This is a genomic window from Flavilitoribacter nigricans DSM 23189 = NBRC 102662 (genome assembly GCF_002646595.1).
GTDB classification, from domain to species: domain Bacteria; phylum Bacteroidota; class Bacteroidia; order Chitinophagales; family Saprospiraceae; genus Flavilitoribacter; species Flavilitoribacter nigricans.
The window spans coordinates 312,104-333,403 of the sequence record NZ_PDUD01000019.1 but is presented as its reverse complement, the minus strand read 5'-3'; the positions used below and the strand labels follow the sequence as shown (position 1 = coordinate 333,403).

Genomic DNA, 21,300 nt, shown 5'->3' with positions numbered 1-21,300 from the left:
TGGGATAGAGGAATTCCTTGCTGTCTGTAGTTTGTTTTTCAGCAATCAGCCGAATCAAAGCCCATATCCTAACCGCTCGGAGGCGTTTGTAACGGCGACTTCGTATCTAATCGCGAAAGTTTCCACTAACTCGAAGGTCTAGTAATTCTGGTAAGCTATAAGTGTAGCCACTTCGGCGGTCGTGTTGATATTAGGTCGTCGTTACAAACGACGACCAGCGGTCCCGATGAAGATTTTGGGAATTCTATGGATAGCGGGAACGGTGATAACTACGCCGCTAGCTGCCCAGCCTCCGCATGCGTTTCGGCCGATCGTGTCGCATAACATTATGCACAGTTGAGATTATGAATTAAATGGTAATACTGATAATCAATTAAAACAGGATGAAAAGTGTAGTCAAACTTCTAAAATGGACCGGTATCGTCCTTGTCCTTATAATCGTTGGAGTATTTGCTTTTGTCCAATTCACCTGGGGCAAAAAACACGATGCTCCCTATCCCGAAATTATGGCATCTACTGACTCGGTCGTAATAGCCAGAGGTAAACACCTTGCTTTGGGACCGGCTCATTGTATTTCCTGTCATGTTCCTATGGATAAAGTCAAGGAAGCAGAAGATGGCAAAGTAATGCCTCTCAGTGGAGGTTGGGAATTGAGCATTCTTCCCGGTGTGTTCAGAGCTCCCAATATTACTCCTGATATGGAAACAGGTATCGGCAGAATGACTGATGGGGAAATTGCGCGGACTTTACGTTATTCGGTTAATAAAAACCATGGCTTGGTATTCCCTTTTATGCCCTTTCAGGAACTCAGTGATGAAGACCTGGTTGCCATTATTTCATTCTTGCGCTCCCAAGAACCTGTCAGGCATAAGGTTGAGCCCACAGAATACAGTTTTTTAGGTAAGGCGCTTATTGCGTTTGGAATAATTAAACCCGAAGGTCCTAAAAATACTCCTCCCCAATCCGTTGAAATTGATTCTACTATTGCTTACGGATCTTATTTAGCCAATAGAGTAGCAAATTGCAATGGATGCCATACCGAAAGGGATTTAAAAACAGGAGACTTTATAGGAGCTCCTTTTGCCGGAGGCACACTATTTATGCCTGATGGTTTTACAGAGGGATATTCCTTTGTAACTCCAAACCTTACTCCGCATAAAGGAACAGGAATAATGGCCTCCTGGGATGAATCGACCTTTATCAAAAGGATGCGGGTAGGTAGAGTACATAAAGGAAGTCCTATGCCGTGGGCAACATATGAAAGAATGGAAGATCTTGAACTAAAAGCCATCTATCGCTTCTTGCAATCGCTCGACCCTGTACATAATAAAATAGAAAAGATTGTTTTTGAACCTGGCGAAGAATACGTTAAATAGGCATTTAGTACTGCTGCCCATAGTAAAGCAACATCGCTGCCGGTAGTATAGTCGATAGTTTGTTTTTCAGCAATCAGCCGAATCAAAGCCCATCCCATAAACGCTCGGAGGCGTTTGTAATGGCGACTTCGTATCCAATCGCGAAAGTTTCCACAAACTCGAAGGTCTAGTAATTCTGGTAAGCTATAAGTGTAGCCACTTCGGCGGTCGTGTTGATATTAGGTCGTCGTTACAAACGACGACCAGCGGTCCCGATGAAAATTTTGGGCATTATAGGATAGCGGGAACGGTGATAACTACGCCGCTGCCCATAGTAAAGCAACATCGCTGCCGATAGTATAGTCGTTAGCTTGTTTTTTAGCAACCAGCCGAATCAAATCCCGTCCCATAGAAGCTCAGAGGCGTTTGTAACTGCGACTTCGCATCCAATTGCGAAAGCTCCACAAACTCGAAGGTCTATTAATTTTGGTAAGCTAGAAGTGTAGCTATTTCGGCGGTCGTTTTGATAGTAGGTCGTCGTTACAAACGACGACCAGCGGTTCCGATGTGGGTTAGGGAAATACTACGGAGAGCAGGTAAAGCAACATCGCTGCCGGTAGTATTGTCGATAGTTTGTTTTTCAGCAACCAGCCGAATCAAATCTCATCCCATAAACGCTCGGAGGCGTTTGTAACGGCGACTTTGTATCTAATCGCTAAAGCTCCACAAACTTGAAGATTTGGTGATTCTGGTAAGCTATAAGTGTAGCTATTTCGGCGGTCGGTTGATAGTAGGTCGTCGTTACAAACGACGACCAGCGGTGGTTTGTTTTTCAGCAGTCAGCCGAATCAAAGCCAGTACCTCGACCGCTCGGAGGCGTTTGTAACGGCGACTTCGTATCCAATCGCTAAAGTTCTATAAACTTGAAGATCTAGTAATTTCGGCAAGCTTTAAGTGTAGCCATTTCGGCGGCCGTTTGATAGTAGGTCGTCGTTACAAACGACGACCAGCGGTCCCGATGTGGGTTAGGGAAATACTACGGAGAGCGGGGCGGCCAACGAAAATTAGACCACTTCCCGGATCGACAAAGTGGAAATTCCTGCTTGAGATCCTGAATTCTTTTCAGAAAAAAAATTATCGGTAATTTCTGGAGCTGATCCGAAAGTCCAGAGATTTCTGCCTGTTTCTTTGGTCTCGGATACATACGTGTCGAGATCTGATACATATGTGTTAGCGGGAATAATAAGGTCCGAAATGCATTGACCACAAGCAATTTACCCTTGTTACATCTGTGATACATTTGGGGAGATATGTGTTAGCCCCGGGGTGCCGGACGGACTATCTTTGTGCTATCATTTGGTTAAAAACATTTTTGACCCCAACCAATGAAAACGGCTCATCACGGTTTTGGTGAACCAATTTTAGTGATGGAAATGTAGACGGATGATCAACTAAGGTGCCCACAAAGGTGGGGCCTGTGGAAATATGATAGGTTCCAAATTTTGTAGTTTTTCCGAGAAATTCAACCCGATCATCCGGAAACATCTAATAACCCTCATCGGCTAAGGCACGAGCACAAACCCAACTGGTTCCGGGAATGGCTCGTGCCTTTCTTTTTTGATCTTACCATAATAAGAAGAGGGGCGCCTGTTTCCAAACACCCCATCTCCTGGTTTCCATATACTACTGATGATCGATCAATACAGGTAGTCCAAAGCAGTTTGGTCATCCTGATTGAACGGTCGATCGGATCCATCCGTACAGGCCAGCATGTAAGAACCGGCCGCGGCAGTCGCGCCGGTAGGTGTGCCGGGAATGTGATTGGCGCCGATGTCGCTGGCGCCTTCGTCGGAAGCAGAGCCGCCGCAGCTGATACTCCGGTCAAAATAATCCGTATGGCGCAGTCCGATACAATGGCCCATCTCGTGGGCGATCACGGTCGCCATCCCCTCCACGCTAAAGCTGTTTTCCAGGGTGCCGTTCAGCAGGATCTCATTGTAGGGATTGCCGCTGGCGTCCGGGAATCCGGCGGAACCGAGTACGCCGATCAGGCTCTGCAGGAAATTGAGTTTGGTAACCGAGATATCGGCACTGCTCTCGTTGGTCACCCGGGTGAAGGAGACTTTCAGGTTCTCGGCGTTGTAGCGGCTGATCGCTTCGTCCAGTGCGTCAACGTAGAACTGGCTGAAACTCCGAAAGCCGGAAGTTTTGATGTACATGGTGATGTTGCGGCTACCGTTGGTACTCACGAGGTTGTCGGTGTGGTACTGTTCCATCCCCGGTACGCGCACCGGGCGTTTTTCCTGCTGGAGAAAGGCTTCCGTAATGATGATATCCCTTTCGATGAGATAGCCGCGATCGATCTTGACGATCCCTTCCGGGTTGAAACCCATCTGACTGAGCTGGTCGATCACGTCCTGTGGTACATCGGACGGTTCGTCCATCAGGTTTTCTTTTTGGCAGGCACTAAAGGTCAGGGCTACAAGGGCCAACATGGGCAAAAATCTAAAAATTCCGTTCATACTTGGTTGAATTAAATAATCAGGCTTACCGTACGGATAGGGGATAGGCGGAAATCATACCGACCGGCGATTTTCCGTCCGGGGCTTTACCTGAATTAGAAAAAATAAATTATAACGATTCGCATATGCCACGCAGCGGGCAGGCCTTATCGGGTAACGATCGGCTGGTCCGCAGATGGCGACAGCGGAAAAATGCAACCGACCGGGCCGATGCACCGGTAAGCGGCATGGAGAACCATCCTTAATGTGTAAGGGAACGGAAAAGAAAATTCGGATTAGCGTAAAACGATTTAGATGGCCTCTAAAGTAGAGATATTATCAGGCAATTCTAAAAAATCAACTGATTTTTATTCAGGATCCGGCGCTTCGGGAACTTCAGATACGCAGCAAAAACAAAGGAAAGCGAATATAATTTTGCTAAATTCCCATAAAGCCTTACATTTCATTTCAAAACTACGGTGAAATTTAGATTTCTATGGAACGACCGCTAAGCGAAACAATGCTTTGGGATTCCTTTAGGTCGGGGAACGAAGATGCCTTCGTTCGTCTGTTTCACCTGTACAGCGATCCGCTTTTCTACTACGGCTGCACCATTACTGCCGACCGGGAATTGATCAAGGACAGTATCCAGGAGTTGCTTTGCGATCTTTGGGAAAGAAGGCAGGAGTGCCCGGCGGTGCAAAAACTGAAAGCCTTCCTGTTCACCGGTCTGCGGCGGATCATCCTGCGGCGCCTGCAGGCGAACCGGCGCTATCTGGCCCGGGAAGATGAAGATGCCTTCGCAACGCAGACCGGGGAGTATCCTGTTGGCGACGAATCCATCGAAGCGGCTATCATCCGGCAGGAAACCTCCGAACTATCCCGGCAGCGGTTGCGTACGGCCATAGGGAATCTGCCCGCCCGTCAGCGGGAAGCCATCCATCTGCGCTATTACCAGGGCATGAGTTACGAAGAAATGGCCCGGATCATGGAGGTGAAAAAAGGCACCATCGGGCGCTTCATCGTGCAGGCGATCGAAGGCCTGCGCCGGGCGATGGATCAGATCCTGTTGTTCTGCCTGTTGCTGTTGACCTATCTTCTATCCTGATCTGATCCGAAGACCGTTCCTTTCGTCCGTCTCACCCCACCTGCCGGACCTTTTTTCAAAAAAAATCGAAAAAAGTTTTCCCGGAAATGCATATTCCGGATCTGGCCTGCACAATAGAGGTAAATGGCCCAACCACGAGCTTTAAAATCACATCAACTTAATTCATGAACGCAAATAAATACGCGAATTACTCGGTACAGGATTTTCTGGAAGATGATGACTTCCGGCGCTGGGTAATGCAATCCCAAAAAGAGGACGACGATTTCTGGGCTGACTTTCTGATACAATATCCGGAACAAAAGGATACCATGGCCAGCGCCAGAACGCTGGTAGAGGGATTGAGCCAAACTACCCTGCAGGACGGCCTGAATCCGGACGAAAAGCAGGAAATGCTCACCCGCATGCAGGCGCGCATCCGCCGACAAAACGAAAAACCGAACCCGCTCCGGATACGCCACCGTCGTCAGTTGTACCGGCAACCGCTGGCCATCGCCGCTTCGATCCTGTTGTTGATCCTGGCGGGTTGGTGGCTGCTGAGCGGACCCGCAACGATCACCGTAACGACCGCCTACGGGCAGCGGCAATCCATCACCCTGCCGGACGGCTCGCAGGTAGAACTCAATGCAAATTCTACGCTGGAATACGAATCCAACTGGACCGCAACGGAAGACCGCCGGGTATGGCTTACCGGGGAGGCCTTTTTCGAGGTAGAGAAAAAAACGGAGACCGGGCAGAAATTCCAGGTGATCACCGAAGACCTCACCGTCGAAGTACTGGGTACAGTCTTCAATGTGAACAGCCGCCACCAGGAAACGGAAGTCTTCCTGGAAGAGGGAAGCATACGACTGGAACTGGAAGGACTGGAGGAAAAACTGCTAATGGAACCCGGCGAGATGGTGGCCTATTCCGAACATAACAAGCAATTGCCGGCCAAAAAACAGGTGCAGGCTCAGTTGCATACTTCCTGGATGGACAATTTCCTGTTCTTTGAAAATGCCCCCCTGCGGCAGATCCTGGAGGAGGTGAAGGACATCTACGGAGTAGGCTTCGAAGTGGCGGATACGTCCCATTACTCCCGGACCATGGATACGGCCATCCCCATCGAAAATCTGGACCAGGCCATCGACGCCATCGGGAAAACCCTGAACCTCGATATCCGGAAATTGGGCGACACCTATATAGTGGAATAAAAGAAAGCTGAAACTACCGGGCAGGGTAATTTCAGCCAGTACTAATTAATACTTCAACAAAATCACTAAATTATGAAATTTGGGAACCTTTACAAAGGTCTCTTGGTGATTTCACTCCTTTTACTGGGGAGCGGGATCGGCGCCGAGGGCATCAGAGCGGGTACCAACCACTTCGCTTTTAACGAACTACAACCGAGACTACTGACCGAAGTCCTGAAGGAATTCGGCGAAAGATATCAGGTCATTTTTTCTTTTGAGACCAAGTTGCTGAGTGAGATAGAGGTCGACTTTGAATTTATCGAGGGAGAGGGCGTCAACTCCGCCCTGAACCGTTTACTGGACGAGACCAGTTTGCGATGCCAGAATATAGGTGACAAATACTTCGTCATCCACCTCAATACCCGGCGCGGGAACAAGGACGTCCGCAAGATTAAACGCAAGATCCAGCAGATCGAGAAACTGGAAGCTAAAGGCAAACTGAGTTTGCAGCAACAGCAGGGCAACAGCACCTCCAAGCTCCGCACGGTGATCCGTTCCTTATCCGATCTGCGCAAATCGCTAATGCAGGTTTCCGGCCGGATCACCGACGAGAACGGAGTGCCGATCCCCGGTGTGACCATCCGTTTTAAAGAGGATCCCACCAAGGGTACGGTTACCGATTTCGACGGCCTTTACTCCATAGAAGTGCCGGACGAAAGTACTGTGCTGGTATTCAGCGCCGTAGGCTTTATGATGCAGGAAGTGATCGTCGGTGGGCAGACCGTGATCGACCTGCGCCTGAAAGAAGATGTGAAGGTACTGGATGAGGTCGTGATCGTCGGCTACAGCAGTCAGGTGAAAAAAGACCTGACGGGGGCCGTTTCCACACTGAAATCCGAGGATATCGAGGACCGCAATACGGTGCAGCTCTCGCAGGCGCTCCAGGGTTCCATGCCGGGGGTGACCGTTACGCGCGGCAGCAATGCCCCGGGCGCTACCGCCAACATCCGGATCCGCGGGGTGACCACCATTGGCGATAGCAATCCGCTCATCATCGTGGACGGCGTGCCGATGGATAACATCAACGATATCAACCCCAATGATGTAGAGAATATTTCCGTACTGAAGGATGCGGCATCCGCTTCCATTTACGGTTCCAGAGCCGCTGCGGGCGTGATCCTGATCACTACCAAACGGGCCAAAACCGGAGAATTGGGCCTGCAGTACAACGTAGAATATGGAGCCGAACGACCCACCATGAACCCGGAATTCGTGGGTGCGGTGCGCTACATGGAAATGTTCAACGAACTATCCTGGAATGATGCCGGTAATGGTGCGGACGAATATCCGACCTTCACCCGGGACCTGGTGGAGAATTACGATGATCTGAACCGGCAAAACCCGGATCTTTATCCGAATACCGACTGGATCGCGCTGATGCAGAATGATTACGCACCGCGCCAAAGTCACTCGCTCTCTCTGACCGCCGGCTCCGATAAGATCCGGACGCTGACCTCCCTGGTATACGACAACATCGGCGCCCTGTACGACGGCCGTACTTACCAGCGGATGACGGCCCGCTTCAACAGCGATTTTTCCATCAGTGATGCCCTGTCGGTGTCTTTCGATATCAATTTTAAACGCACCATTTCCGAGCAACCGGCTATAGATCCTATGTACCGCATGCGGATCTCGGCGCCGATCTACGCCGCTACCTGGAGCGACGGACGTATCGCCTCCGGTAAATCCGGGGCCAACATTTTCGCCCAAACCAGATACGGTGGTTTCAACGACGACTGGTATAATCTCTTCGGTGGCCGGATGGCCCTGAATTTCCGGCCGGTGGAAGGACTGAAACTTTCGGCCGTACTGGCGCCGCAAATGGGCGTAAATAAGGGCAAACTGTTCCGGAAACAGATACCGTACTACGCAGCCGATGATCCCACGGTGTTTGAAGGATTTATGGAAGGCGCCTCTACGACCTCAGTTTCCGAGGTGCGGAATGATTACAACCGTGTCACCTGGCAGTTTCTGGCCAATTACGACAAACAGTTCGGTGATCACGGGCTGAACCTCATGGCCGGTTTTGAGAGCTTCCAGTCTTTTAACGAAAGTCTGAGCGCTTCCCGGGATCAGTACGATCTGCACACCTTCCCCTATCTGAGCGTAGGACCGCTGGAATACCGCGACAACGGTGGCAGCGCCTGGGAGAATGCTTACAATTCCTACTTCGGCCGGATCATGTACAACTACAAGGGCCGTTATCTGCTGCAGGGAAATGTGCGCTTTGACGCCTCCTCCCGTTTCCACGAGGACTATCGCTGGGGGATGTTCCCCTCCGTGTCTCTGGGTTGGGTGCTGTCCGAAGAATCCTTTTTCCGGGATATCGAGGACCTTTCCTTCCTCAAATTCCGGGCTTCGTGGGGTACTCTCGGCAACGAGCGGATCGGCAATTATCCCTACCAGTCCACCATTGCGTTCAGCAATGCACTGTTCTACCAGGGGAATTCGGTGGTGGCTAGTAAAACCGCCGCCCAGGTCGAGTATGCCATTGAGGACATCAGTTGGGAAACCACCGAATCCTACGATATCGGACTGGATGTCAGCCTCTGGGATTACCGCCTGACCTTTTCTGCGGATTATTTCGAAAAATCCACCAAGGATATGTTGCTGGCACTGGAGATCCCCGACTACATCGGCTTTGACAACCCCAGCCAGAATACCGGAAAGATGCGGACCACGGGCTGGGAAACCCAGTTGACCTGGAAAGATCAGGTCGGCGCTTTCAACTACGCCTTTTCCGTCAACTTTGCCGATTTCAGATCCACCATGGGCGATCTGGGTGGCACGGAATTCCTGGGTAACCAGGTGAAATTTGCCGGCAGTCAGTTCAATGAGTGGTACGGCTACGTTTCGGAAGGCATTTTCCAGACCCAGGAAGAAGTGGACGCTTCACCGGTGACGAACAGCAGCGTACGGCCGGGAGATGTCAAGTACAAGGATATCAGCGGTCCGGACGGCGTACCCGACGGCATGATCTCTCCCGAATACGATCGCGTACTGCTGGGCGGATCCATGCCCCGGTATGAATACGGCGGCAGTATCCGACTGGGTTTTAAAGGCTTCGATTTTGCACTGGGCGTGCAGGGTGTAGGCCGTCAGAATAACCGACTCACCGGGATCATGGTAAACCCCTTCCTGGAAGCCTGGGGAAATGCTTCTACGGAGTATGACGGCAATTACTGGAGCATGTACAACACGCCGGAACAGAACCTGAACGCCCGCTATCCCCGGCTTTCCTTTAACAACGGGAACAACAACTACGCGATGTCCGATTTCTGGTTGCATCCGGGCAGTTACTTCCGGGTGAAGAACGTGAACCTGGGGTACACGCTGCCCCAGTCCATCACCAGTCAGATCAGCCTGCAAAGCCTGCGGGTATTCGTCAACACCATTGATCTGCTGACGATCGATCGCTATCCTCAGGGCTGGGATCCGGAGGCCTCCGTACACGGCTATCCCATTACCACCTCCTTTATCATTGGCTTATCTGCAAAATTTTAGGATCATGAAAAAATACACCATCTATATATTCGGACTATTATTACTAAGTGCCTGCGCCGAACTGGACGTCAATCCGCTTTCCGAGGGCTCCAGTGAAAACTGGTATTCCAACGAAACGGAAGTAACCATGGCGCTCAATGACCTGTACCGGGAAGTGTTCTGGTTTACCGATGACGATTCCTGGACGGATGACTGGACGAGCCGCGGTGCAACTACCCCGATCACCAACGCTACCGTTAACGGCGAGTGGGGGACGGTGAGCACGCTGTGGACCAATTCCTACAAAGCGATCGCCCGGGCCAATACGGTTTTGCAGAACCTGGATCGTATTGCCGGGGTGGTACCCCAGGAAACGATCGATCGGTTCGAAGGCGAGGCCCGTTTCATTCGCGCCAGCATGTACGCCAATCTGGTCAATCATTTCGGCGATGTGGTGTACTACCAGGATATCCTCGAACTGGAGGATGCTTTCAGTAAATCCCGGACGGAAAAGGAAAGCGTACTGCAGGGCATCTACGAGGATTTTGATATCGCCATTGCGCAGTTGCCGGTAAGTTACGGAGGTTCGGAATTACAGCGGGCCACCAAAGGAGCGGCACTGGCACTGAAAGCCCGCACGGCCCTTTACCAGAGCGACTGGCAGATCGCAGCTGATGCTGCAAAGGCCTGTATGGACCTCGGGATATACGAACTTTATCCGGACTACGGGGCACTGTTCCTGGCCAACAACAAAAATTCCGCAGAATCCATTTTCGCGATCCCCCGCTCGGTAGAACTGGATGTGGCGCTGGGGTCAAACTATCCGGTACGGGCCACCATTACCCGCAATGCCGGGGGCTGGTCCGCTTACAATCCGTCCTGGGATCTGTTTTGCGCCTATCTCTGCACGGACGGTCTGCCCATCGATGAATCCCCCTTGTTTGATCCGCACGATCCTTTCGCTAATCGGGACCCCCGACTGGCGGAAACCATCGTGCCTTTCGGAGCGGAACACCTGGGCTTCATCTACCAACCCCACCCGGATACCCTGCAGGTACTGAACCTCAATGCCGGCAAGTACCAGACCAATAACGATTCGAGAGGTACCATTCAGTGGGCTTCCTGGAACGGACTGGTCTGGAGAAAAGGCGTGGATGAGGACTGGTCGGACGATCGCCTGACGGATCCGGAAAAGAAGATCGTTCGCTACGCGGATGTACTCCTGATGTACGCCGAAGCCAGCATTGAACTGGGTAATATCGATCAGTCGGTGCTCGATGCGATCAATGCCGTTCGGGCGCGTGCCTACGGTTTGGATCCGACTGCGGCGGATGCCTATCCGGCCGTGACGACCACGGATCAGACCGAATTGAGAAAACTGGTCCGGCTGGAACGTAGAACGGAACTCGCGCTGGAAGACCGCCGCTACATGGATATCATTCGCTGGGAACTGGCCGATAAGGTGCTCAATAACGACATCTACGGCATGCTGGATGTAGCCGAATTGCGGGAAAAAGTAGTGGCTAAAGATCTGTGGTTTTTCCCCGAAGTGCCACCCGTTGACGAAGACGGCGTAGCGGATTTCACGCCGATGTACGAAAAAGGCCTGATCAAACTGCTGGCCGACCGGGCATTCGACGAATCCCGCCAGTACCTCTGGCCCATTCCTACCAAGGAGATCCTGATCAATAGTAATATGCGGCAGAATCCCGGCTACTAACTCCGGGAAAATGTGCCTGTGAACAGGATAGTTGGGATGATCGGTTGTATTATAATCTCTGATTTACAGTTGAAAATAATTTGAGGCAGTCGGTCCTCCCAACACCTTAACACCCCCAAACTTCAACACTTCAACACCACAACAAAAAAACCATTTTGCGATTTTACCAATTGCTGGGCCCACTGCTGCTAACGATACTATCGTGCAGCACGACGTCCCAGCCAACAAACAAGACCGAGTCCAAACCGAACATTGTCGTCATTTTGACCGATGACCAGCAATTCGATGCCGCCGCGTTCAACGGGAACGAGGTGATCCTGACCCCGGGTATCGATCAGCTGGCCGGGCAATCCCGGCGCTTTACCCAGGCCAATGTCGCCTTTGCGCTGTGCAGCCCCAGCCGGGCCGCGTTGCTCACCGGCCGTTACGGGAGCGCCAACGGCGTTCTGGAATTGAACAGTCGTCTGCACGCCGGAGAAAAAACCATCGCGCAGTATCTGAAAGCGGCCGGTTACGCTACGGGAATGTCCGGAAAGTGGCACCTGCCGACACCACCCGGGCAGCTGGGCTTTGATTTCCACAACTATTTCTACAGCAACGGCACCTACTACGGCCGGGAGATCTTCGATATGGGAGATACCCTGCGCCCGGAGATCCACTGCGATGCGTACTGCGCGGATCGTTCGGTAGATTTTATCCGGGAGCAGGCCGGACGGGAGCAGCCTTTTTTTCTGTTCCACTGCACCCAGACGCCCCATATGGACCATCGGCATACCTGGCCGGCACAGGATACGACGAAAGCAAAGTACCGGGCGGAAGCCATGCCGGTACCGGCAAACCGGCTGGATGACCTGAGCGGCAAACCGGAATACCTTCGGAGCGTTCGCAACCGGACCCAGGCCCAAAAGTACGGCTACCCGGACCCGGCCGCCATTCAGGCCCATACCCTGGATTATTACGCGGTGATCACAGAGATGGACGGCTTTATCGAGCGGGTACTCCGGGAACTGGATGCCCAGGGAATTGCCGACAATACCTACGTTTTCTTTTTGAGTGATAATGGCTGGATGCTCGGAGATCACGGCTTCACCAGCAAGGTATTGCCCTACCGACCCAGTTCCAAAGTGCCCTTTCTGGTGCGGGGCCCGGGTATTGCGGCCGATACCTCCGCGGCCCTGGTTTCCAATCTGGATGTGCTGCCGACAATCCTGGAACTGGTAGGAACGGAAGTGCCGGCTAATTTGCACGGGAAAAGTCTGTTGCCCCTGCTACGGGGAGCGCAGCAGGAAGTACGTCCGGCTATTGTTTACGAAGGTCTGGGTGGCTACGGCGGCGCCCAACCGAACCTGACCATCATCACCGATGAATTTCGGTATATTGTTACGTATAAGGACGCCGCTTTGGAAGAAGTGGACTTTCGGGAGCTGTACCACCAACGGGACGATTTCTGGGAAATGAACAACCTGGCGGATCAACCGGAATACGGCGAAACGCTTCGGGAACTCGAATTGTACATCGACCGCCATCAACAAAACATTCTTCAAGAAAAATCATAGAACATCAACCAATGAATAAGTTATTGCAATTACCAAACCTGCTGGCAGTTTTGGCGGGCTTCGCATTGTCCTGCGGCGTTTCCGAGCCGGTGGAGACCGGTACTACCGACGGCCCACCCAGTTTTAGCGGGATCTATCCACATCTGGCCTATTACAACAACGAGAACGAGTGCGGCACGGGAGCGGTAGTGCCCTGGGCCGGCGATCTGTGGGTGATCACCTACGGGCCGCATTTGCCCAATGGCTCATCGGATAAACTGTACCAGATCACGCCGGACCTGGAGCAGATCGTACGTGATGAAAGTCTCGGAGGAACGCCCGCCAACCGGATGATCCATAAAGAAAGCGATCAGTTGTTCATCGGTCCCTATGCGATCAGTGCAGCGGGCGAAGTGCGGTCGATCCCCTATACCGAAATGTCCGGGCGGCATACCGGCAATGCCCGCCACCTGACCGATCCGGCCAATAAGATCTACTACGGCACCATGGAAGAAGGTTTTTACGAAGTGGACGTACATACGCTGGCGGTGAATATGCTGTACGAAGACGGCAACACCAAACACGATAAAGGCGAGGATACGTCCGAGAACCAGCCGACGGCGCTACTGGACGGCGCCCACGGCAAAGGACTATATTCCGGCCAGGGAGTGCTGGTGTATTCCAACAACGGGGAATCCGGGCAGTTGGCCCAAAAGCAGTTCGATATCCCGGCCGGATCCCTCTCCGAATGGGATGGCGACAACTGGAAGCTGGTCCGCCGCAATCAGTTTGTGGAAGTGACCGGTCCCGGCGGCATCTACGGCAACGAAAATCCGGAAACGGACCCCATCTGGACCACGGGCTGGGATCACAAATCCGTGCTGCTGGGCGTTCGCGACGGCGGTAGCTGGTCCTTTTTCCGGCTTCCGAAGGCCAGTCACAGCTACGATGGTGCCCACGGCTGGAATACGGAGTGGCCCCGTATCCGCGACATTGGTACCCCCCAGGATCCGGACTATCTGATGACGATGCACGGGATGTTCTGGGATTTTCCGGGAGATTTCCGTTCGGACCAGACAGCGGGTATTCGCCCGCGCTCGGCTTACCTGAAGGTGATCGGTGATTTTACCCGCTGGGAAGATCGGCTGGTTTTCGGATGTGATGATTCGGCCAAGGCGGAATTCCTGAATAAACGTAAGGCCAAAGGAAAGATCCAGGGAGCCGGGCAGTCCAATTCCAACCTGTGGTTCACCTCGATGGAGCAACCGGATCACCTGGGACCCAATACCGCCGAAGGGGCCGTCTGGCTGAATGAATCCGTAGCTGCCAATACAGCATCAGAGCCTTTCCTGTTCGCCGGTTGGCCGGACCGGACCGCCTGGATCCACAACGCCGGCTCTGAGGCCGTTACTTTCACTTTTGAAGCGGACCGGGACGGCAACGGCCAATGGTCGGAACTCAGCCGGGTGGAAGTCGCCCCGGGCGCATCGGTACCCTCTGCTTTTGCGGCCGATACGCCCGGAGAATGGATCCGGGTGAAAACAGACCGATCGACCCAAGCCACCGTCCATTTCTTTTACGGTGATGCGGATACCCGCGAAACCGAGCCGGACGCCATTTTTTCCGGAATTACTCCGGTCAGATCGACCCGTACCGTGGGCGGGCTGCTGCACGAACTGGGCGATAACCGCCGGACCCTGGGCGTTGCGGCAACCCATTTCGAAGGTGGAGCGGCCAGTCCGAAAGGCTATTACGAACTGGACGGCAATATGAACCTGCAGCGCCGCGATGATGCGGAAATGGAAACCTTTATCCGGGAGAATTATACCATCCCTAAAGGAGTGATCTCCATTGAGGCTTCTTCCGTTTTGGTGGTGGATGACAAGGGACGGCGCTGGCGATTACCGCTCGGTAATGCGGCCTACAAGGACCTGACCGATGCGGGCGCTCTGCGGATCGCCCGGGAAGTGGCCACGGAGCGGGACCTCTTTAGCTGCTCGGGTACGTTCTACGAGCTACCTGCGGAAAATGCGGACGGTTTCGCCAAGATCAGGCCCGTTTCTTCCCACAACTTCCGGGTGCACGATTATGCTTCCTACCGGGGCATGCTGATCCTGACCGGAGTGGACCCGGCCAAAGCGGCGGATAATCCGCATATTGTCGCTTCCGAGGACGGACAGGCCGCCGTGTGGGCGGGCGTGATCGACGATCTCTGGAAACTGGGTAAGCCGGTAGGAGAGGGTGGTCCCTGGAAAGATTCGGCGGTGAAGTACGGCGAAGTTTCCGATCCCTACCTGATCGGCTTTTACGACGAAAAGACCCTGACTCTGGAACACGATCAGGCGGAGGCCGTCAGCTTTACCATTGAAGCCGAACCGGTGGGCCACGGCCCCTGGATGACGGTGGAGACGCTAAGTGTGCCGGCCGGAGAAAAGCTGGAATACCAGTTCCCGGAAGGTTTTCAGGCCCGCTGGATCCGGTTTAAAACGGATAAAGATTGCACGGCTACCACCTGGCTGGTGTACCGGTAAAGTGGAAGCTGGTGGGTGGGGCCTGTCGGATCTTCGGGGTCTGACAGGCCCTTTTGTTTTTGCTCCGGATGGTGCCCGGATTGGTTAGCTAAACGATATTGTTGTCTACCAATACCTGGAAGGCATCTTCCATCGTCTCCTGGATGGGCCGGAATTCCATATCGAGTTCCCGGCGGATCTTGGACGTATCCGCTTTCCATTCCACATTGACATTGTTACTGATGAACTTCCGGGACAGGCTCTTATTGATGAACGGACCGATGAGCCACAGCAGCCATTTCGGCGCAGCGGATTTCGGCAGGGGATAATCCTCACCGAATTTCGGTAACAGCGTCTGGGACATTTCAAAGAAATCGGTATTGTGGCCCACCGTGATGTAGCGGCCGTCGGCCGCGGGTGTGAATCCGGCCCGGTAATGGGCTTCGGCTACATCCCGGACGTCGACAAATCCGCAGCCCAGTTTGGGCGCTCCACTTTTGAAGGTACCGTCACCCATCTGCTTGAGAATGTTGAAACTTTCGGAAGTAGTGGCGTGCGGATTGAGCGGTGGCCCCATTACCAGGGCGGGATTGATCGTCACCAAATCCCACTGGGACTGACTTTCGGCGATCTCCCAGGCTTTCTTTTCCGCCAGGGTCTTAGAGTAGGAGTAGGGTTGATAGTCGAGGGAAGCCGTGGTATTCCAGATGGCTTCGGTGAAGGCACCATTCGGAGTATCCTGAACTTCCGAGGCATCGGTATAGATGGCAGCGCAACTGCTGGTGACGACCACCCGTTTTACCGAAGGGGTTTTGGTAGCCGTGAGCAATACATTCTCGGTACCCTTTACGGCCGGTTCGATCAGGTCCCGCTGCGGGTCATCCACATCCGTGGTGAAGGGCGAGGCCGTATGGTAGACCAACTCACAACCCGCCATGGCTTCTGCGTAAGAACCGGGCTTCAGCAGATCGGACTTGAAATATTTGATCGTTCCCGGAGAACGGTCGGCGATCTCATCCAGATGGACGGTCTTTTCTTTTTTACCGGGGTCCCGGACAGCAGCGTGGACGGTAAAACCTTCTTCCAGCAGTTTTTTAACCAGCCAGCCGGCTACGTAGCCGGTAGCACCGGTGACCATTACGGGTTTTGATCGATCTATTTGACTCATTTTTTATTGTTTTTAAGCGTTTGGTTTGCGGCGCATTTTAAAGTAATGGAATGCCGGCTCAGCTGAATGGGGACATAGCGTAGCAGCGGGTGCATCCGGCAGCGCCATAAGATGCCTCTTCATTCCGAGCTGTAGCCGGGGTCATACCGGCCGGTCAGCTATCGGGTAGCTATTTGTGATTCGGGCTCTGGGTTTTAATTGAGATTCCGGTATTCCACCGGCGTCAGTCCCGTCTTGGACTTAAACAAGCGAGTGAAATAATGCGGGTAGTTGAATCCCAGATCGTAGGCGATCTCACTTATCGCCTGATTGGAACTGAGCAGAACATGCTTTGCCTTTTCGATCACGAAATCGTTGATGTGATCTTTGGCGGACCGCCCGGATTCCTTTTTGAGCAGGTCGCTGAAATAGTGGGGCGACAAAAAGAACTTCTCGGCGAAGTAACTGATGGGCGGAATGCCGTCCGTTCCGGCCTGTCCGGCTGCAAAATACTGTTTAAGTTCCTGCTGAAAACGGGAGACGATATCCCGGTTCTGACTGGTCCGCGTATTGAATTGCCGTTCGTAAAAGCGCAAACAGTAGTTGAGCAGGAGTTCAAGGTTGGAAACGATCACCCGCTGACTGTGATTATCAATACGTTGCTCGTATTCCTTTTTGATATTAGCGACACAATCGTTGATCGTCCGTTCCTCCTCATCCGACAGGTGGAGCGCTTCGAAAACTTCGTAATTGAAAAATCCATACTCATCGATAGCCGCGCCGAGATGGGTGCCCTGGATCAGATCGGAATGAAAATACAACATCCAGCCCTGGATATCGCCCTGTTGGATCGGCTCGGTGATCTGGGCAACCTGTTTGGGAGCGGTGAAGACCATCACGCCTTCTTCGAAGTCAAAATGATTCCGACCGTATTCCAGTCCACAGCTTTTATCTTTCATCGAGATGGTGTAAAAGTCACTGATGATGCGGGAACCCACATATTCCGCCGGAACATTCAATCTGGCCGCATCGAACACACTGATCAAAGGGTGTTTGGGCTTGGGAAATCCCAAGGTCTGGTGCAACTGGCTGATCGAACTGATCCGGATGATATCTTCTGACATTGCTCTAATTTTTGTTTGTCGGATACAAAGTTGCGGTATTCACGAATGGGATACTAACACAATATGCGGACAGATAGGCACAAATGGTGGAATGCGCATTGGGGTAAATCCGTTTTTAGGCATTTTAACTGCTAAACAATTTTGGAGCCGCATTGATCAGTTGTACGGGCCATTTCTTCCATGCTGAGAATGATAGGATAAATCATCTCTGGGACGTTTCCAGGTGCAGCGCACCGTCCTGCTGTGTTTCCACATCAGTTGATCAGGTCGCTACGCTGTAGCTCTATGTATTTTCATCCCTTTCGGTTGGAAACAGCACGGTGCGCTGCACCTATTTTCACAAACCATTACTCAGTAATTGGTACATCGCACCATCAAACCTACAGAATGTAAAGGAATCGATGTTTCCAGTTGCAGCACACCGCCCTGCCGGATTTCCCTATTGGTCGATCAGGTCGCTACGCTGTAGCTCTATGGATTTTGATCCTTTTGGGTTGGAAGTAGTGCGGTGCGCTGCACCTATTTTTACAAGTCATTACTCGGTAATAGGTGCACCGCACCGCCATAGCTACAGAATAGGCCAGGTTTAATTTTCCAGGTGCAGCGCACCGTTATAGCTTCAAAATGTGACGGAATCAATTTTTCCAGGTGCAGCGCACCGTCCTGCTACCAGGAAAAATTGGGATACACATATAGCTGGTCTTTCTGCGGCAATATTTGTAGCTTTGCCCAAAACAACTCCATTTGTACGCAAAACTGGTACATAGCTTACTTGCTTTTCTGCTCCTGATCGGTTCCACCGGACTGGTAGTGAATAAGCACTATTGCCAGAATGAACTCAAAAGCACGGCATTTTTTCTGAAAGCCAGATCCTGTCACCACCGTAGTATGCCGATGGCCTGCCCAAAACACGCCGAAATGGCGGACCACACCGGGCAGATGGAAAAGCGGGGCTGCTGTGATGACGAGACGGAATTTCTGAAAGCGGACGAAGATCAGATCGTTTCCTATTTTGAATGGGACCTGAAAAAGCCCGTTCCGGTACTGATCGCCGCAGGCTGGCCGTCACAAATGGACCTGCATCCCGGGGACCGGCAAATTCCCCACTATCTCAACTATAAACCACCTCTGATCGTCTACGACCTGCCGGTAAGGTTGCAGACCTTCCTCTGTTAGCAATTTCAACAATTTATGGAACCACCTGATGCCGATGGCGTTGGGGGGCTTTCGTCGTTTGGTACGGGGAGTATTTCCTCCGGTCCGGCCAATACCGGCGATACAGGTTAAGATAAAGCCGTGCAGTTGTACGGCGCTTTGTATCATTATCAATTATTAAATTCAACTAATCATGCAAAATTTGAAATCACTGGGCGTACTGACCCTTTTCTTCAGTATGGCACTATTTGTTATTTCCTGCGGCGGTAACGCCAGCGCCGAAGGAGCAGATACCGATGCTACCGAAATGACGGAAGCAGCTGCTCACGGAGAAGGCAAGGAATATACTTCCGCTTACGTATGCCCCATGCACTGCGAAGGTAGCGGTAGCGAGGAAGCCGGCAAATGCCCGGTTTGTGGTATGGACTACGTAGCACTGGATACGCATACTGGAGACGGCCACGAACATTGATCAGCCGTTAGGGTTCGCTAAATAACTGATAACGGGGGTGGAGAGGTTATCGCTCTGCCCCCTCTCACCGTATTAAATGATTTCAATTTAATGAAAATCAGTTGATTGTAAGTGCTGGTCGGAATTTGCAATGAACTCCTATTTATAGTAACTTTATCTCTTCTCTATCCCGAAGATATTTCCGCCATATCCTAAATTACTTCCTAAAATATACCCTGGATAATTGTGGTGAAAATCGCTGTGCTTCCCATCGGGCGGAGCCCATGCTCAAAGTATAAACATCCGAACATCCGAATTAATGTATCGCATACCCAAAATCCTATAGCCATGTACGAATACCAGCTTACAGGATACGTGAAAAACGGGGACGGGCTCCAGCTGGCGCTCTACACTTCCGATGAAGGCGTGGATGGTCGGACCGTAGTGGAGATCCGGGACGGTAAATTCAGCTACCGGGGTACTGCCGGTTTTATCCAAAAGTTATTCATAAGATTTGAAAAGGGTATCGAAAGTATGAGTGGTTACGTCTTCATGGCCGTTTACACCGAGCCGGGGACGATCACTATCGGCTTTGAAGTTGTCCGGGAGGATGCGGGATACAGGGTACGAAATTATGAGCTTATCCAGGGCCCGGTAAATAAGCAGGCTCAATCTTTTTTTAATGAATACCGGGAAACGGTCGGGCCGGCGGCCATCGTGCGACCCTATTCTCCCGAAACGGATGCACTGCGGAGCAATGTGTATCCGCAAGCCCGGTCGAAGGTTTTGCAGCTTTACGAGCGACATTTTGCGGAGGACACTTCGGGCCTGCATCTGTACTTTTTAAAACTCCTGACCGATCAGATGAAGCTGCCCGGATTTTTTGAAAGTGATCAGTTGAGTGCGGAAGAAAAGGACCAGGTCCGCACGCTGTTCTCTAAAATAGATCCGATTCTGGCCCAAACGGTAGATTATCGTGCTGTAAGAGCTACGATCCGGAGAATGGATCGATCCGGGACGGAGGTTGATTTTACGGATTACGAACTGGAATCCATCGACGGTCACTCGAAAAAACTCTCTGCTCTGTGCAGTGCCCAACCCTATACCGTACTCAATTTTTGGCATAGCGGTTGCATCCGTTGCCGGAACTTTAACCGGTCTCTCATCCCCGAGTACGAACACTTGAAGCAGGCGGGGATGGAGATGGTTAGCATCAATGTGGATGATTCCCGGGTAAAATGGAAGAACGCTACCGCGGAGGATGGTATTCCGTGGCCGAACCTTTACGCCGGACGGCTTACCGACATCCTGGCCCAATACCGGGTCAGATCATTTCCCACCAAAATTGCCTACGACCGGCAGTTGAATTTTAGCGGCCGGGATTTTAAAGACAAATCGGAGCTGTGGCGGTGGATTGAGGAGCGTAAGCTTTGATTTTGGGCCTTTTGAACTGAGCTGGATTGCCCTGGAACTGCGGAAGAGGAGCACTTTTGCAAGCTATCATACGGACATTGCAATTGCATTGCAGCCCATTTCTCCCTACTTTTGCCCCCGTGAAATGGATCAGCACCATATTGAGTTTGTATATGCTGGCGCTTGCCGTATTGCCCTGTGCCGACGAAGGTGCCTGGTGCGTATTTGATCTGGAAGATTCTTTCGGTCTGGAATTTCACGAAGGTGGCAGCCACAATCACCACAACGATTGCGAAGATCATTGCTCCCCGCTTTGCATCTGCAGTTGCTGCCATATTACGGTGCGGACGCCGGTGCGGATGCAGGTGGCGCTGAAGGTACCGATTCGTATTTTTTCTACCCAACCCGCTCACCGTTCTTTTCTGGCCGACCTTACCTCCATCCATGATATCTGGCAACCCCCGCGCCGGAGTTAAACCGAATGCCGGGGGCGTTTTGCGCCCCGATTAATTTTTTTGGTTTAACTGGTGCGGATCCTGCCTGCTGCTGTCTGGCTCAGGTGAACGGAT

General features: G+C 52.1%; 14 protein-coding genes. 11 read left to right on the top strand and 3 right to left on the bottom strand.

Annotated elements, in window-relative coordinates; genetic code table 11:
• Positions 1–383: 383 nt before the first annotated feature.
• Positions 384–1,376, top strand: a complete 993-nt coding sequence (locus tag CRP01_RS14110) for a c-type cytochrome (protein WP_099150696.1) — start codon at positions 384–386, stop codon at positions 1,374–1,376.
• Positions 1,377–3,052: 1,676 nt separating this feature from the next.
• On the opposite strand, the gene CRP01_RS14105 is transcribed toward CRP01_RS14110, so the two are convergent.
• A complete protein-coding gene (locus CRP01_RS14105) occupies positions 3,053–3,877 on the bottom strand; it encodes a M57 family metalloprotease (RefSeq protein WP_099150695.1) in 825 nt (274 codons plus the stop codon).
• A 475-nt stretch (positions 3,878–4,352) separates the two neighbouring features.
• Here CRP01_RS14105 and CRP01_RS14100 point away from each other — a divergent pair, with 475 nt between their 5' ends.
• The 6 genes from CRP01_RS14100 to CRP01_RS14075 all read left to right on the top strand — a co-directional run bounded on the left by CRP01_RS14100 (position 4,353) and on the right by CRP01_RS14075 (position 15,462).
• Entirely contained in the window at positions 4,353–4,964 is a 612-nt protein-coding gene (locus tag CRP01_RS14100; RefSeq protein ID WP_099150694.1) for an RNA polymerase sigma factor, read from the top strand.
• Positions 4,965–5,128: 164 nt separating this feature from the next.
• Positions 5,129–6,154 (top strand): FecR family protein, encoded by a 1,026-nt coding sequence (locus tag CRP01_RS14095; RefSeq protein ID WP_099150693.1) that lies wholly within the window; start codon positions 5,129–5,131, stop codon positions 6,152–6,154.
• A 72-nt stretch (positions 6,155–6,226) separates the two neighbouring features.
• The gene (locus tag CRP01_RS14090; RefSeq protein WP_222845735.1) at positions 6,227–9,697 is read left to right on the top strand and encodes a SusC/RagA family TonB-linked outer membrane protein; all 3,471 of its coding nucleotides are present in this window, start codon (positions 6,227–6,229) and stop codon (positions 9,695–9,697) included.
• A 4-nt stretch (positions 9,698–9,701) separates the two neighbouring features.
• The gene (locus CRP01_RS14085; protein ID WP_099150692.1) at positions 9,702–11,396 is read left to right on the top strand and encodes a RagB/SusD family nutrient uptake outer membrane protein; all 1,695 of its coding nucleotides are present in this window, start codon (positions 9,702–9,704) and stop codon (positions 11,394–11,396) included.
• Positions 11,397–11,551: 155 nt separating this feature from the next.
• Positions 11,552–12,952, top strand: coding sequence for a sulfatase family protein (locus tag CRP01_RS14080; protein ID WP_222845734.1), 1,401 nt, complete (start codon positions 11,552–11,554; stop codon positions 12,950–12,952).
• 11 nt (positions 12,953–12,963) lie between these two features.
• The gene (locus tag CRP01_RS14075; RefSeq protein WP_099150691.1) at positions 12,964–15,462 is read left to right on the top strand and encodes a hypothetical protein; all 2,499 of its coding nucleotides are present in this window, start codon (positions 12,964–12,966) and stop codon (positions 15,460–15,462) included.
• A gap of 88 nt (positions 15,463–15,550) precedes the next feature.
• On the opposite strand, the gene CRP01_RS14070 is transcribed toward CRP01_RS14075, so the two are convergent.
• On the bottom strand, positions 15,551–16,609 hold the full coding sequence (locus CRP01_RS14070; protein ID WP_099150690.1) for an NAD-dependent epimerase/dehydratase family protein: 1,059 nt from the start codon (positions 16,607–16,609) through the stop codon (positions 15,551–15,553).
• Positions 16,610–16,803: 194 nt separating this feature from the next.
• Positions 16,804–17,712, bottom strand: coding sequence for a helix-turn-helix domain-containing protein (locus CRP01_RS14065; RefSeq protein ID WP_099150689.1), 909 nt, complete (start codon positions 17,710–17,712; stop codon positions 16,804–16,806).
• A gap of 744 nt (positions 17,713–18,456) precedes the next feature.
• Between CRP01_RS14065 and CRP01_RS14060 the strand changes: the two genes are divergently transcribed.
• The 4 genes from CRP01_RS14060 (at position 18,457) to CRP01_RS14045 (ending at position 21,207) form a co-directional block, all read left to right on the top strand.
• A complete protein-coding gene (locus CRP01_RS14060) occupies positions 18,457–18,888 on the top strand; it encodes an HYC_CC_PP family protein (RefSeq protein ID WP_099150688.1) in 432 nt (143 codons plus the stop codon).
• Positions 18,889–19,060: 172 nt separating this feature from the next.
• Positions 19,061–19,339: a heavy metal-binding domain-containing protein gene (locus tag CRP01_RS14055; RefSeq protein WP_233752680.1), complete on the top strand. Its 279-nt coding sequence runs from the start codon at positions 19,061–19,063 to the stop codon at positions 19,337–19,339.
• 327 nt (positions 19,340–19,666) lie between these two features.
• A complete protein-coding gene (locus tag CRP01_RS14050) occupies positions 19,667–20,752 on the top strand; it encodes a TlpA disulfide reductase family protein (protein ID WP_099150687.1) in 1,086 nt (361 codons plus the stop codon).
• A gap of 119 nt (positions 20,753–20,871) precedes the next feature.
• Entirely contained in the window at positions 20,872–21,207 is a 336-nt protein-coding gene (locus tag CRP01_RS14045; RefSeq protein ID WP_143473385.1) for a DUF6660 family protein, read from the top strand.
• Positions 21,208–21,300: the final 93 nt, after the last annotated feature.